Raw genomic sequence first — 14,143 nt, 5'->3', positions numbered from 1 at the left:
TACCCGCGCAATACTAATGTGCACAATGTGGCTTGCCGCGCCACTTCTCGCCCGCGCGGAAATCCTTGAGGTCGCTCCCGACCAACCTCCGCTCTCTCTTACTCCCTATATACAGCTGTATGTGGACCGGAAACATGTACTGCCGGCGGATTCCCTGAACGCCGCAGCACTTGCCGACAGATTAACCCCACTCGATCGAAGCGCCGCCAACTTCGGCTTCAGCGATGCAGCCTACTGGGTTGCCTTTACCTTAAAGAATTCCAGCGAAAATGACCTACCCCTGGTCATCCGCCAGGATTACCCCTTGATGGATCATCTGGATTTCTGGGCACCGACTGGCAATGGTGATTGGCACCATATACGCACCGGAGATCACCAGCCTTTTACCAGCCGTCCGCTGGCATTGCGGGATTACGTATTTCCCGTCACTTTGCCCGCGCACAGCCAGCAGACCTTTTATCTTCGTTTTGCTTCTGCCGGTAGCATCAACATCGGGCTATCGGTGAGCAGTCAGCAGGCATACCTGCCACGCCTGGGCCTTGAGCAACTGCTGTACGGGATATATTACGGCGGGTTTCTGGTGTTAGTGCTGTACAACCTGTTTTTATTCCTGGCTCTGCGAGACCCCGCCTACGCCTACTATATGGGGTACAGCATCTGCTGCGGCCTGTTTTTTGCGGTATTGAACGGCTTTACCTTTCAGTTTATCTGGCCCGAATACCCTTGGCTGGCAAATCGCGCGCTGTTACTTGCCCTCGGCTTGACCCTGACGTTCGCCATTCAGTTTGCGCGCCTGATCTGCAACGTAAAACAGCTGGCGCCACAGGTGGATAAGTTCTGCGGCCTGTTGCGTTATGGGACCATTGCTTTGACGGTGCTTGCGCCCCTCGGTGACTATGCAACCATGACAGAGATCTTCTCGGTCGCCGCCCTGATCGTTTCATTGACATCACTGTCGGTGGGAGCCGTCAGTGTCTGGCGTGGCTCCGTTTCTGCGCGCTACTTTCTGATTGCCTGGATCACCTTGATGTGGACGGTGGTCATGTACATTTTCAAGACGTTCGGCCTGTTGCCCCACAATGCCGTTACCCACAACGCTTTTCAGGTGGGAGCATTGATCGAGATGGTCTTATTGTCCCTTGCCCTGGGTGCACGGGTTGGTGAAATCCAGCGCCAGGGGCATACGGATCAGTTGACCGGGCTGTTCAATCGACGCCATTTCGATGAGCTGCTTGCCAAAGAGTTTTCACTGGCTGCACGTCAGGAAACACCACTCGCCTTGGTCGTACTGGATCTCGACCACTTCAAGGCCATCAATGATCAACTCGGGCACGCGCGGGGCGATGAGGCATTGCGGGCTGTCGGGCAACTGGCAAGCAAGCTGGTACGAAAGCCGGCGGTTGCGTGTCGGTATGGTGGTGAGGAATTCGCGGTACTGTTACCCGGCTGTGATAAACAGACCGCTAACAGAATCGCCGGGCGACTTTTGGATGCTGTAGGGAAAATGAACTGCGATGGTGTTCCCCTGAGTGTCAGTATCGGGGTGGCGAGTTACGAGAAGGGTAATTATCAATCCCCCATACAGTTGTTTGAGGCGGCGGACAGCGCCTTGTATCTGGCTAAAGAAGGAGGGCGAAACCAGGTTGTGATGAGTGGAGATAGCGAGCCTTCACCTCAGCAGGCCGGGCCTTTAGTCGAAGTGCATTGAATGAACCGCGGGCTTAGTCGGAGGTCACCCGATTGAGCCGTGTGACATGACTCTTGATCGTGGCGATGAGCTGTGGGAATGCGATTGGTTTTGTCAGGTAGGCATTCATGCCCGCTTCCATGGCCATATTCTGCTGGTCACTAAACGCCGCCGCCGAGAGTCCGATGATCGGGGTATCGCCTATTTCCGGATCCTCCCGAATCTGTCTGGTTGCCTCGATACCGCTGAGGCCAGGTAGTTGCACATCCATAAAGACCAGATCCGGTTGCAATACCCGGGCCTTCTCAATTCCCTCTCGACCATCCGCCACAAAGGTGGCGCAGAGCCCGACATCGTCACAAAACGCCTGCATCAGTGCCTGGTTTAACGGGTTGTCTTCAAACACGAGCACTTGCCGGCCGACAAGTTCCGTTGAACGTGAATCTCCTGTGATTACCTCCGCTGGAGCGGGGTTACCTTCTTGCAACGGTAATTCGACCTTGAAACTGGTGCCGGAACTACCATCACTGGTAAGGCTGATATTTCCGCCGAGCAGTTCTACCAGGCTGCGGGTGATGGGCAGGCCGAGGCCGCTACCCCGTGTTTGCCCCAGGTGAGATTTGTCCACCTGCTCGAAGGGCTCAAAAATAATCGCCTGCTGCTCTGGCGCAATACCAATGCCGCGGTCCCTTACCTCGATCACCAGTTGCGCGTTGTTGTGATTTTTCAGACGGAGCTCGACGGTACTGTTGGCGGGTGAGAACTTCACCGCATTGGCGATCAAGTTGATCAGGATCTGGGAGAGTTTCCCCCGGTCGCACTGGATGTATTCTGGCAGCGTCGGATCGATATCGCAGTGGATACGCACTCCCTGGCGTATAGCCTCGGGCTCGCAGGAAACCAGAATACACTGCAGTAGCCGCTGCAGAGGAAAGTCTTCATTGACCGCCTCGATCTTGCCCGCTTCAATGCGGGAAATATCCAGCACATCGTTGACCAGTTCCGCCAGTCGCTGACCGCTGATGGCGATTTTTTCCAGAAAGGAGTGAAAATCCCGGGGTAATTCAACGCCTGCACTACGGCTTTGCAGCACCTGACTGAACCCGACGATGGCGTTGAGTGGGGTGCGGATCTCATGACTCATATTGGTCAGGAAGCGGGTTTTCGAACGGCTGAAAAATTCCGCCTTTTCCTTTGCCGCCAGCAGATCGCGCTCCAGTTTTTTGCGCTCGGTAATATCCAGAATGACGCCGATCAATCCCCCAACGCGACCATCTTCCAGTGTGTAGGCCCCTTTGTTGAAGACCACATCGTGCAGTGTGCCGTCCGCGTAAACGACCTGGGATTCATACACCTGATGGCCACGCTGGTGCATCAACTCGAGGTCCTTTTCGTGATAGATCTTGGCCTGGGGGCCGGGGGATACACCAAATACGGAGCGGCCAATAATTTCGCTGCGGGGTTTACCGAGAAACTCCTCAAACGCCCGGTTGCAGCCGGTGTAGATCCCCTTGGCATCCTTGTAGAAAATTGGCGCAGGAATGGCGTCTGTAAGAACCTGCAGAAAGTGCAGTTGATCGGAAAGCGCCAACTCGGTGGCTTCCCGCTCCAGCAGTTCCCGCTGATAGCGTGCATTCAGCTTTTCCTGATGCTGCAGCAACTCCGTCAGTTGCCGGTTGAGCTTGCGCTGTCGGCGCAGCAGATAATGCCAGAGGGTGACCAGAAGGAGAGTGACGAAAACGATTCGAACGGTCAGACCGAGAGGGGCGCTACGCTGTGGAACCCAGGTATCCACCGCCCACTCACTGATGCCGATCAACGTTGCCGTGAGCACCGCAATAGGAAGCAATTTGTGCCCTGAGGGACGTTGGACACCTGTGGAGTTATTCATAGGCCGGTATTGATCGGGATTGTTTTTTTCACCACATTACGCAATTCAGTGAATACCGGCAATATTGCAATCTGGTTACGCGCCAATAAAAAAGCCCGCGGGTGCGGGCTTTAATTCTGCCACCTGGGGATGGCTCAGGTCTTCAGTTTCTTGTACTGCATCCGATGCGGTGTGGCATTCTCACCATTGCGGGCCACGAAGTCCTCGTGGTACTCGGTGTAGTTGCCCTCAAAGAACACCACATTGCTGTCGCCTTCGTAGGCCAGAATGTGGGTGGCCACCCGGTCCAGGAACCAGCGGTCGTGCGAGATCACCATGGCGCAACCGGGGAAGCTCAGCAGGGCTTCTTCCAGTGCGCGCAGGGTTTCGATGTCCAGGTCGTTGGACGGTTCGTCCAACAGCAGCACGTTGGCGCCCTGCTTCAGGGTGTAGGCCAGGTGCAGACGGCCGCGTTCACCACCGGACAGTTCGCCCACGCGTTTCTGCTGATCGGAACCCTTGAAGTTGAAGCGGCCGATGTAATTGCGCGACCCAACTTCGTAGTTGTTGATCTTGAGCATATCGTGTCCGTCGGACACGGCTTCCCACACGGTCTTGTTGTCATCCAGGTTTTCGCGGCTCTGGTCGACACTGGCAATCTGTACGGTTTCCCCGATCTTGATTTCACCGGAGTCCGGCTTTTCGGTACCGTTGATCATACGGAACAGGGTGGACTTACCCGCGCCGTTACCGCCAACGATGCCGACGATGGCGCCCTTGGGCACACGGAACGACAGGTTGTCGATCAGTACGCGGTCGCCGAAGGATTTACTCACGTTGACCAGCTCGATCACATTGTCACCCAGGCGCTCGCCCGGTGGAATGTAGATCTCGTTGGTCTCGTTGCGGGCCTGGAATTCCTGGGACTGCATTTCTTCCAGGCGGGACAGACGGGCCTTGTTTTTGGACTGGCGGCCTTTCGGGTTCTGACGGGCCCACTCCAGTTCTTTCTGCATGGCCTTGGCGCGGGCCTGCTCACCTTTCTGCTCCTGCTCCAGGCGCTTCTCTTTCTGTTCCAGCCAGGTGGTGTAGTTGCCTTCCCAGGGAATGCCGTGGCCGCGGTCCAGTTCCAGAATCCAGCCGGCGACATTGTCGAGGAAGTAGCGGTCGTGGGTAATGGCCACCACGGTGCCTTCGAAGTCGTGCAGGAAGCGCTCCAGCCAGTACACGGATTCCGCGTCCAGGTGGTTGGTGGGTTCGTCCAGCAGCAGCATGTCCGGGCGCGACAGAAGCAGACGGCACAGGGCCACACGGCGTTTCTCACCACCGGACAGGTTGTTCACGTCGGCGTCCCAGGGCGGCAGGCGCAGAGCGTCGGCGGCCACTTCCAGGCGATGCTCCAGGTTGTGGGCATCCCAGGCCTGGATCACGTCTTCGAACTGCTGTTGTTTCTTGGCCAGGGCGTCGAAGTCGGCGTCGGGTTCTGCGTAGTCGGCGTAGACCTGTTCCAGGCCGGCGAGGGCGTCGATGGCTTCGCGCATGCCGTCTTCGACGTTGCCGCGCACGTTTTTGGATGGGTCCAGTTGCGGTTCCTGGGGCAGGTAGCCGACGTTGATGCCGGGCATGGCGCGGGCTTCACCGTTATAGTCCTGATCGACCCCGGCCATGATGCGCAGCAGGGTGGATTTGCCGGCGCCGTTCAGGCCCAGTACGCCGATTTTGGCGCCGGGGAAGAAGGACAGGGAAATATCTTTCAGAATCTCACGCTTGGGCGGAACAACCTTGCCCACGCGGTTCATTGTGTATACGTATTCAGCCATTAGAGCTCTAATCCAGTCGGTCAGAATTTGCGCGCAAGTTATCAGTTTGTTGGAAAACTTCAACCTGCGCTTAGTGGTGCTTTTTTAATCGCCGGTAAGGTCACCTTTCGGGGAAGCCCCGGGTAATGCCACCATCACCCCAACTATGTTTAACTTTATCCCAAGTAAAACAGTTGGGAACCATTATGACCCAGGAATCACCCGTACTCGTTGAGCGCCAGGGCGCGCTTGGTAAATTGACGCTGAATCTGCCCAAAGCACTCAATGCCCTGAATCTCGATATGATCGATATTCTCGCCGCCCAGCTCGATGCCTGGGAGCAGGATGAGAGTGTTGGCTGTATCTGGATCGACGGGGCAGGGGAGAAGGCATTGTGCGCCGGTGGCGATGTGGTGGCGTTGCACCGGGAGTCCGGCAGCTACGGTGAGCAGGGTGCGAGCCGATTTGTGCAGGACTTTTTTACCCACGAGTACCGGCTCGACTACCGCATTCATACTTACTCCAAACCGATCGTGGTGTGGGGCAATGGCATCGTGATGGGTGGTGGTATCGGCATTATGAGTGGTGCCAGTCACCGCATCGTTACCGAGTCCACCCGCATGGCAATGCCGGAAATCACCATTGGCCTGTTTCCGGACGTGGGCGGCAGCTGGTTTCTGAACCGGATGCCCGGCCGCACTGGTCTGTTTCTCGGCCTCACCGGTGCCCAGTTCAACGGCACCGATGCGCTGTATTGCGGCATGGCGGACCGCCTGTTGCCGAGTGATGCGAAACAGGCGTTGATCGACAAACTGGCGGTGCTGGAATTTGCTGGGGGGGATCAGCAGGACCACGCCCGGGTCAGCCGCGCGGTGCAGTCCCTGGAATTGGACGCGGCGGATCACCCGGCGCCGAATCTGCGCGAACACTACGATGTGATCCAGCAGCTCACGGATGCAGCGACGCTGCCGGAGGTGTACCGGGATATCGTCGGCTACAGCGGGGAAGATCCCTGGCTGCAGCGTGCCGCCAAAACCCTGAAAGCAGGCTGCCCGCTTACCGCGTGGATCGTGTGGGAACAACTGCGCCGGGCCCGGCATATGTCTCTGGCGCAGGTGCTGCAGATGGAACTGGCGCTGGCAATGAATATGTGCAGCAATGGCCAGGTAAAAGAGGGCGTGCGCGCGCTGTTGATCGATAAGGATCGCAACCCGCAGTGGCAGCCCGCGCAGATAGATGAGGTTACCGCGGAGCAGGTTGAGGCTTGTTTTGTCGAGCCTTGGGAAGGAGAGAATCCACTGGCGAACCTTGAGTAAATCGGTGGATAAGCGCAGCGCATCCACGAGCTAAACTAGAAAAATAATAAATAAATGGAGAGGGAAACATGTACCCAATCAAAAACATCGCCTTTATCGGCCTCGGCAATATGGGCGGTCCCATGGCGGCGAACCTGGTAAAGCAAGGTTTCAGGGTAACTGCGTTTGATCTGTCGGCACCGATGCTGGACAGCGCGGTAGAAAACGGTTGTGCGAAAGCAGACAGCGCGCACGCGGCAATCGAAGGTGCCGATGCGGTGGTGTCCATGCTGCCGAGTGGTGAGGCGGTGCGCTCTTTATATCTCGGAGTACACGGCCTGTTGCAGGCGATGGATGCCAAGACCCTGCTGATCGATTGCTCCACTATCGCCGCCAACGATGCCCGCCAACTGATCGCCGCTGCCGGCGAGCGCGGTATTGATGCACTGGATGCGCCAGTATCCGGTGGCACCGCAGCGGCCACTGCCGGTACGCTTTCTTTTATGTGCGGTGGTGATGAAAGGTCCATCGAGCGGGCGCGGCCGGTGCTGGAAGCCATGGGGGCGAATATCTTTCACGCGGGGCCCGCAGGCTCCGGGCAGGTGGCGAAAATCTGCAACAACATGCTGCTCGCCATTCATATGATCGGTACCGCTGAAGCTCTGCAGCTGGGGGTGGATAACGGTCTGGACCCGGCGGTGCTGTCGGAAATCATGGGCGCCAGTTCCGGTGGCAACTGGTCGCTGGAGAAGTACAACCCCTATCCCGGCGTGATGGACAATGTGCCTGCTTCGCGGGAGTATCAGGGTGGTTTTTCCGTGGCGTTGATGCTGAAAGATCTGGGGCTGGCCATGGATACCGCGGCGGGTAGTGCCTCGTCTACGCCCTTGGGTGCCCTGGCGAAGAACCTCTATCAACTTCACGGTGGCGATCCCATCAATCGCGCTCTGGATTTTTCCTCCATTCAGAACCTGTTCCGTCGGCCAGCGGGAGACTGATAAAAGCAGCGGGGAATTTCCTGGGGATTGATTTGGATCAAGTACCAGGGCCCGCTACTGCGTAACGTACGCTGATCCAATTTCCAGAGAAAAAACGGATCAGAGGTATTTCCAGATGGCCGATGCAGACGGTTCTACAATGCCCCACCCGGGCAGGTCGAGCGACCTCACGGGTAACCAGGAGGGGAGTCCGGCAGCGGTCCTCAACACCGGGTTGCTCGAGCGCTATGCTGGCCCCTGTCCGCGCTATACCTCTTACCCGACCGCAGACCGGTTCCGTGCGCTGTGCGCAAACGATAGCGGCACACAACCCTGGGATGCGCTGAATTCTGTACAGGCGCTGTCGCTGTATGTACACATCCCGTTCTGTCGGTCCCTGTGTTATTTCTGCGCGTGCAACAAAGTCATCACTCAGCAGTACGGTCTCGCCTCGAGTTATCTCGACCATGTGCTGCGTGAAGCCGAGTGGTATCGCACACGTGTGGCGCGTGCGCCGGTTGTGCAGTTGCATCTGGGTGGCGGTACACCAACCTTTCTGAACGACGGTGACCTGCGCCGCCTGATGTTCGGTTTGGGGGACGTATTCGATTTGCGCAGTGGTGATCAAGTGGAATACAGCATCGAGGCGGACCCGCGGGTGCTGGAGTGCGAAACGTTGGAGACGTTGAGAGAGCTTGGATTCAACCGCCTGAGTCTCGGAATTCAGGATTTCAATCCGAGCGTGCAGCGCGCAATCAACCGCATCTGCAGTCCGGAACAGGTGCGCCTTCTGACCGAAGCGGCCCGCCAGTGCGGATTTGGGTCCATTTCCTATGACCTGATTTACGGTTTACCCGGGCAGGATGTGGCAAGCCTCGATAAAACACTGGATACGGTACTGGACCTGGCGCCAGACCGTATTGCGCTGTATCACTACGCGCATTTGCCGGACCGGTTTAAGGCGCAACGCCTGATCAACTCGGATTTAATGCCGCCGCCGTCGCATAAGATAGCCATGCAACTCGCGGCCAGCCAGCGCTTGACTGGGGCCGGCTACGTCTTTCTGGGGATGGATCACTTTGCGCGACCCGATGATGCGCTTGCCAGGGCCGCAGAAGAGAAGCGGCTGGCGCGGAATTTTCAGGGGTATACGCTGATGCCGGCGGATGCTCTGGTGGGGCTGGGAGCGTCGGCGATCAGTTACAGCCGCGATGGCTACTGGCAGAACCATCACAGTAACAAGGAATATGCGGCGGCTATCCAAGAGCGTGGAGAGGCCATCGCTCGAGGTTGGAATCTCAGTGATGACGATCGACTCCGCCAGTGGTTGATCATGGAGTTGATGTGCCATCTGCGAGTGAGCCGATCGGACATCCAGGCCAGAACCGGGCAGCCATTTGAGCATGCTTTTGCCGTGGAACTGGCGCGGTTACAGCCGATGTTTGCCGACGGGCTGCTGGGATTAAATAACCGTGACCTCTACGTCACCGAACGCGGGCGCTGGTTTTTGCGCAATGCGGCCGCTGCATTTGATACTTATCTGCATCGCCCGGACCAACACGCCCGATACTCGCGGGTGCTTTGACAGCATGCTGGGGATACAATTCATGCAGGCATTGGTGCCTGTCCATAAAATATAAAGTCCCGGTAACGAGATGAAAGAGACTTCTTCAGCCGTCAGTTGTGGCAACTGTTCCGTTCGACGCCTGTGCCTGCCCATGGGGCTGAGCGATGGGGATATCGAGCGCCTGGAGCAGGTGACCCGCAAGAAAAAAATCATCAAAGCCGGGGAGACTTTGTTCCGCGCGGGAGACCCTTTTACCAACCTTTACGCCATTCGCTCGGGCAGTTTCAAGTCCGCGGTCATTGGCGCCGGAGGCGATGTACAGGTTACGCACTTTGCGTTACCGGGCGAACTGCTGGGGCTCGATGCTTACAGCGGCAGTATTCACCCTGGGTATGCTGAAGCGCTGGAAGAAAGTAGTGTGTGCGTACTGCCGTTTACGCAGCTGGAAGGACTTGCGCAGCAAGTGCCCGCCTTGCAGAAGCAGATATACAGCATTTTTTCCGAGGAACTGAAACAGGAAAATGAAGCCCTGCTGCTTTTGGGCAAGCGCTCGGCGGAAAGTCGGCTGGCGGCTCTATTGATCAATATATCCAGCCGCTATTCCCGCCGCGGTTATTCCGCCAGCGAGTTTGTGCTCTCCATGTCGCGTATGGATATTGCCAACTACCTCGGTCTCACCGCGGAAACGGTCAGCCGCCTGATCAGCCGTTTTCAAAAACAGCAGCTGATCAGTGTGCAGGGACGGTCGGTGTCGATAAAGGATCTTATTGCCCTTAGTGAACTGGCGGGAACACACTGTAGTTACGAGGGCTAGTTTGTCTGTACCCCTATGGCAGGGGTACAGACGGGAGCTATCACGGACCGGCCACCACTGATGATCAGAAGTAGTAATCTTCCAGCTCGATCTCTTCCCAGTCATAGACCAGGTGGGCACCATCGGCGGTTATCAGGCTGACCTTGTCGGCCTCCAGACATTCGGACCAGTCAACTCTGTTTAAATCCACCATCTCTGCGCCACCGTGCACTTTTACCAGGGAATCCTCCCAGGCCTGGTGACAGTAGCGGGGTATTTCCCCCTGAACGATCAACTCCCGGCCGAGGTACTTTTCGTAATCCAGTTGTGGAACCGAATTCAGGTGATAGCGTTCTTCCGAGCCCATCAGATAGAACTTGCCGTTTTCCTCAACCAGCAGACCTGTCGCGGTCAGAGGCTGCGGAGCCTGATTTGTCGCGCATCCGGCAAGAAGCAACAGCGGAAGCAGGAAGCCTTTTCGAGAAGTCATAATTATTACTCTTTAGTTACTTGTTACTAAAAAGTAACAAACGACGATTGCAATAGCGTTGCAGTTTTGTTGCGCTACTTCAACCCTCGCCGGCAAGCCGGGTCAGGCCGCGTCGCTGTTCTTCTCCTTGTGGCCATCCTTCAGATGCAGGGCAACCTGCTTTTCCAGACCTTCCAGTGCGTACGCCTGACCGAAACCTTTCACGTAGCGGCCGGCGCTGGGTTTCAGTTCGAACAGATGGAAATCTTCCAGATCTTTCAGATGATCCATTACCGGGCCAAATTTTTCCCGTAGCTGCTCGATACGTTGCAACCACAGTTCCTCACCGCGGCCGACAATACTGGCTACCACATTGAAGGTGACACGCAGGCGGGCGAAGGCCTGTTTGGTGTCCGCTTCGTCGGCATTGAATATCACCGACGCCTTGCTGTTGGCCTTGAGGTTGGCACAGTGCTCGGACAGATCGGAGATGTACAGGTAGAAATTGCCATCGGCGGCCAGAAAGGGCGCGGTGCTGGCGTGGGGCTGGCCGTCTGCGGCGAGGCTGGCAAGGTTCAGCAGTTTGCGGGTGGCAATAAAGTCGCGAACTTCGGCCACCAGGTCGGCGCCGTCACTGGTTTTCTGCGCTGCTTGTTGTTCGTTGTGTTCGGTCATGTCCGAATCTCCCCTCAGGAATGTGCAGCACTGGCGCCTGCCAGTTGCTGTTTTAATTGTTTGAATCGCTCGACCTGCTCTGGAATGAGTTTGCGCTCGGCATCCCGGCCCAGGAATACTTTGAATACACAGTTGCCGCTGGGGGCGAGAAAGACCATGGAGTGACTTTCGGACCCGCGGTGGGGTTTGCTGACAAAGGCGACTTCGGCCAGCGCTTCGACCAGCAGGTGGCCGTGGAAGGGGTTTTTGTGGTGCATGAAGTTGTAGTAGCCGTGGGCAATGCTGCCTTTGGGAAACTCGCCTTTAAATTCAAACACGGAGCCTTCGTTCTGAACGATGGCGGTGACTTTGCCCCAGGTGGGCAGTTCTTCAATCAGTTGCCAGACGGCGTCGCTGCCGGCGAGGGATGCCATTTCGGTCGGCAGGTTGGCAATAATCTCGCGCACGCTGGTATCAAGCTGTTTCGCCATTTGCTCCAGAGTAAAGCCAGATTCACTGGCAAGCAGTTCCTGTACTTTGTCTTGCATAAGCAATACCAATAGATAATCCGTTTTAATCCGCTACCACACATATAGCCGAGTCAGTGGTGGCCATTGCGTAAACGATTGCCGATGAGGTTGTTTGCGCGGTGGCCACCACTGATTCGGCGGGCTACGGAGCTGTCGACTCCGCGAGCCGCGGCCTTCGGGGTACTTACTAGTCAAACAACCTAGCGGCAATCGTTTGCCAAGTAAGTCCCCCGGAGGTCGCTCGTTTGTGGTGGATTTCGATTTTGACTGTTTCGATCAGAAACGGTAGCTGGCAGACAGTTTAATGTTGCGGCCTGGCATATACAGTTCCTGGAAGGCTACTCGGTACTCTTCGTCCGTGAGGTTATCCAGGGCCAGGCCCAGCTTGATACCGTTCAGGCTGCCAGCGGCCGGTTCCCAGGTTACATAGGCATCGGCCAGGGTGTAGCTGTTGTACTCGTTGGTCACTTCTTCCGGCAGTTGGTCCTGGGCAGAAACTACAGAGGTGCGCAGGCCTGCTTTCAGGTCGCGCTGCAGGAAGTAGTGGCCTACATCCAGCACGAACTTGTCCGCGGGAATACTGCTCAGATAACTGTCGTCGGACAGGTCTTTACCTTCGGTCTGACCGTAGCTTACGCCCACCGCCAGGTCGTTCACCAGATAGTTGGTGCTCAGTTCAAAACCCTTCAGTTCCGCTTCGTCCACGTTCAGATACGTCGTATTCATCGGGAAACCGAAAACCGGGTGCGGGTTGATCACCACCTGCTCGATAAAGTTGTCCACTTTATTGCGGAACACAGATGCACTGGCGGTCAGCTGGTCGTTTTCGGTGGCGAGGCCGCTGAAGGCGAAGTCGGCGCGCAGCTCGGTGTTGGCGGCTTCTTCAGACTCCAGGTCCGGATTGGGGATAAACGTGTTGGCGAGAAAGCCCATACCCATGAAGCTGAAGTCGCCGTAGGCGTAGTGAGTGCCCTGGGTGTACATCTCCTCCACGCCCGGTGCGCGGAAAGCTTTGGCGTAGCTGGCGCTCAGGTTCAGCCAGTCGGTGGCTTTGACGGAGGCGGCGATGGATGGGGAGACGGCGGTGTCTTCGCGGGCGGATTCGCTCAGCTGCTGGCTTTCGGCTTCGAAGCGGTCGTAGCGCACGCCCGGGGTCAGGGTGAATAGGTCACCGAAGGTGAAGGCGGCCTGAGCATAGAGGCCGAGGACGTTTGTGTCGGCATTCAGGTTTTCGGGACGGTTGTCGCCGTCGCGCACGGTGGTGACGTCATCCTGGTACCAGTCGAGGCCGTAAACCCACTGGGCGTCGAGGCCTTCGGTGGCCCAGTTGGTGGAATTGGTCAACGCGAGGCCGGTGGTGGTGACTTCGGTGTTGTCGTTCTGCCCATCCTCACCCTGGGTGGGGCGGAATTCGTCGAACTGGGTGTCGTTGCGATAGAGGGTGAGCTTGGAGGTGTGTTTGCCTTCCAGTGCCTGTACCCAGTAATTTGCAGTGACGTTCTGATCGGTAATGTCGCGCTCAACCAGCGGGGAGCTGGTACCAACGTTGGTATTGGGGTTGGAGGGTACGCCTTCTTCGCGGTTGTTGTGGCGGAAGGACAGGTCGATGCGCTGGTTGTCGCTGATCTTGAAGCCGCCGCGAGCAAGCAGGGCGGTGTTTTCACTGGCGCTGTTTTCCAGCTCTTCGCCACTGCCGATTTCCACGTTGTCATGCTCGGATACGGAGCCGTTTACCAGATAATCGAAATCACCAGCCAGGCCGTAGACGGCGGCGGTGGTTTCGGTGGAATCACCGTTGCTGCCCAGTTCCTGTTTCAGATAGCCGCCCAGGGTGTCGCTGCTTTTCAGCAGGTCCGCAGAGCTCTTGGTGGACATGGCCACCACACCGCCGATGGCGCCGGAGCCCCACAGGCTGGAGGCGGGGCCTTTCTTCACTTCTACCTGTTTCAGCAGTTCCGGATCCAGCTGGTAGGTGCCGCGGTGGCCGGAATTGAAGTTCTGGCGGGCACCGTCGATGGTTTGTAGTACACGCACGCCGGACAGACCGCGGATATTCGGAGCCTGGTTGGAGTAACGAGGGCCGCCGATCACTTCGATATTGGGCTCGTATTTCAGGGCCTGGGCAATGGATTCCGGTTGCTGTTCTTCCAGTTGGGTGCGCTCAATCGCTACCGTACTGGCGTCTTTCTCCCGTGCTGCGGGGTTACGGTCTGCGGCGACCAGTATCTCGCCAAACCGGATTATCGGCTCTTCGCTATTAGTGGCGGTTGTCTGTGCCGCGGCGGTCCCCGAGCAGAGTGCCAGTAGTACTGCGGCAAGTGGATTTAATTGCAAACTCTTGAATTGGCCCATGGTGGTGTCCCCTTTTTTCATTCCCTGGTGATTACCGTTGTGGCGGTATGTCGCTGTTGCCAACTGGTACGGATGCGCCGCATCATATTCCTGGTAAATCATATTGTAAATGCAAACAATTATCGTTTGATGTTTTTTTGGCGAGTTGGT

General features: G+C 57.0%; 11 protein-coding genes. 5 read left to right on the top strand and 6 right to left on the bottom strand.

Annotation, left to right across the window (positions count from 1 at the left end):
* Window positions 1-16: 16 nt before the first annotated feature.
* Entirely contained in the window at window positions 17-1,708 is a 1,692-nt protein-coding gene (locus AU11_RS10685) for a diguanylate cyclase (protein WP_156035281.1), read from the top strand.
* A 13-nt stretch (window positions 1,709-1,721) separates the two neighbouring features.
* Here AU11_RS10685 and AU11_RS10680 read toward each other — a convergent pair whose 3' ends face one another.
* Complete coding sequence (locus AU11_RS10680; protein ID WP_081848062.1) at window positions 1,722-3,578, bottom strand: ATP-binding protein; 1,857 nt, start codon at window positions 3,576-3,578, stop codon at window positions 1,722-1,724.
* Between the two features lie 134 nt (window positions 3,579-3,712).
* Window positions 3,713-5,377 (bottom strand): energy-dependent translational throttle protein EttA, encoded by a 1,665-nt coding sequence (gene ettA, locus AU11_RS10675; RefSeq protein WP_043319293.1) that lies wholly within the window; start codon window positions 5,375-5,377, stop codon window positions 3,713-3,715.
* Window positions 5,378-5,562: 185 nt separating this feature from the next.
* Here ettA and AU11_RS10670 point away from each other — a divergent pair, with 185 nt between their 5' ends.
* From AU11_RS10670 to fnr, 4 genes are all read left to right on the top strand, one after another.
* Complete coding sequence (locus AU11_RS10670) at window positions 5,563-6,672, top strand: enoyl-CoA hydratase/isomerase family protein (RefSeq protein ID WP_043319292.1); 1,110 nt, start codon at window positions 5,563-5,565, stop codon at window positions 6,670-6,672.
* A 68-nt stretch (window positions 6,673-6,740) separates the two neighbouring features.
* On the top strand, window positions 6,741-7,649 hold the full coding sequence (mmsB, locus tag AU11_RS10665) for a 3-hydroxyisobutyrate dehydrogenase (protein WP_043319290.1): 909 nt from the start codon (window positions 6,741-6,743) through the stop codon (window positions 7,647-7,649).
* 115 nt (window positions 7,650-7,764) lie between these two features.
* A complete protein-coding gene (gene hemN / locus AU11_RS10660) occupies window positions 7,765-9,213 on the top strand; it encodes an oxygen-independent coproporphyrinogen III oxidase (RefSeq protein WP_231491846.1) in 1,449 nt (482 codons plus the stop codon).
* Between the two features lie 70 nt (window positions 9,214-9,283).
* Entirely contained in the window at window positions 9,284-10,009 is a 726-nt protein-coding gene (gene fnr / locus AU11_RS10655) for a fumarate/nitrate reduction transcriptional regulator Fnr (protein WP_043319286.1), read from the top strand.
* 64 nt (window positions 10,010-10,073) lie between these two features.
* Here fnr and AU11_RS10650 read toward each other — a convergent pair whose 3' ends face one another.
* From AU11_RS10650 to AU11_RS10635, 4 genes are all read right to left on the bottom strand, one after another.
* Window positions 10,074-10,478, bottom strand: a complete 405-nt coding sequence (locus tag AU11_RS10650; RefSeq protein WP_043319284.1) for a hypothetical protein — start codon at window positions 10,476-10,478, stop codon at window positions 10,074-10,076.
* 102 nt (window positions 10,479-10,580) lie between these two features.
* Window positions 10,581-11,132, bottom strand: a complete 552-nt coding sequence (locus AU11_RS10645) for a HugZ family protein (protein ID WP_043319282.1) — start codon at window positions 11,130-11,132, stop codon at window positions 10,581-10,583.
* A gap of 14 nt (window positions 11,133-11,146) precedes the next feature.
* A complete protein-coding gene (gene hutX, locus AU11_RS10640) occupies window positions 11,147-11,659 on the bottom strand; it encodes a heme utilization cystosolic carrier protein HutX (RefSeq protein WP_231491844.1) in 513 nt (170 codons plus the stop codon).
* Between the two features lie 258 nt (window positions 11,660-11,917).
* The gene (locus AU11_RS10635; RefSeq protein ID WP_051687177.1) at window positions 11,918-14,095 is read right to left on the bottom strand and encodes a TonB-dependent hemoglobin/transferrin/lactoferrin family receptor; all 2,178 of its coding nucleotides are present in this window, start codon (window positions 14,093-14,095) and stop codon (window positions 11,918-11,920) included.
* Window positions 14,096-14,143: the final 48 nt, after the last annotated feature.

The sequence above is a fragment of the Microbulbifer sp. HZ11 genome (assembly GCF_000708675.1).
Taxonomy (GTDB): Bacteria; Pseudomonadota; Gammaproteobacteria; order Pseudomonadales; family Cellvibrionaceae; genus Microbulbifer.
This window is presented reverse-complemented; position numbering and strand designations above follow the sequence as displayed.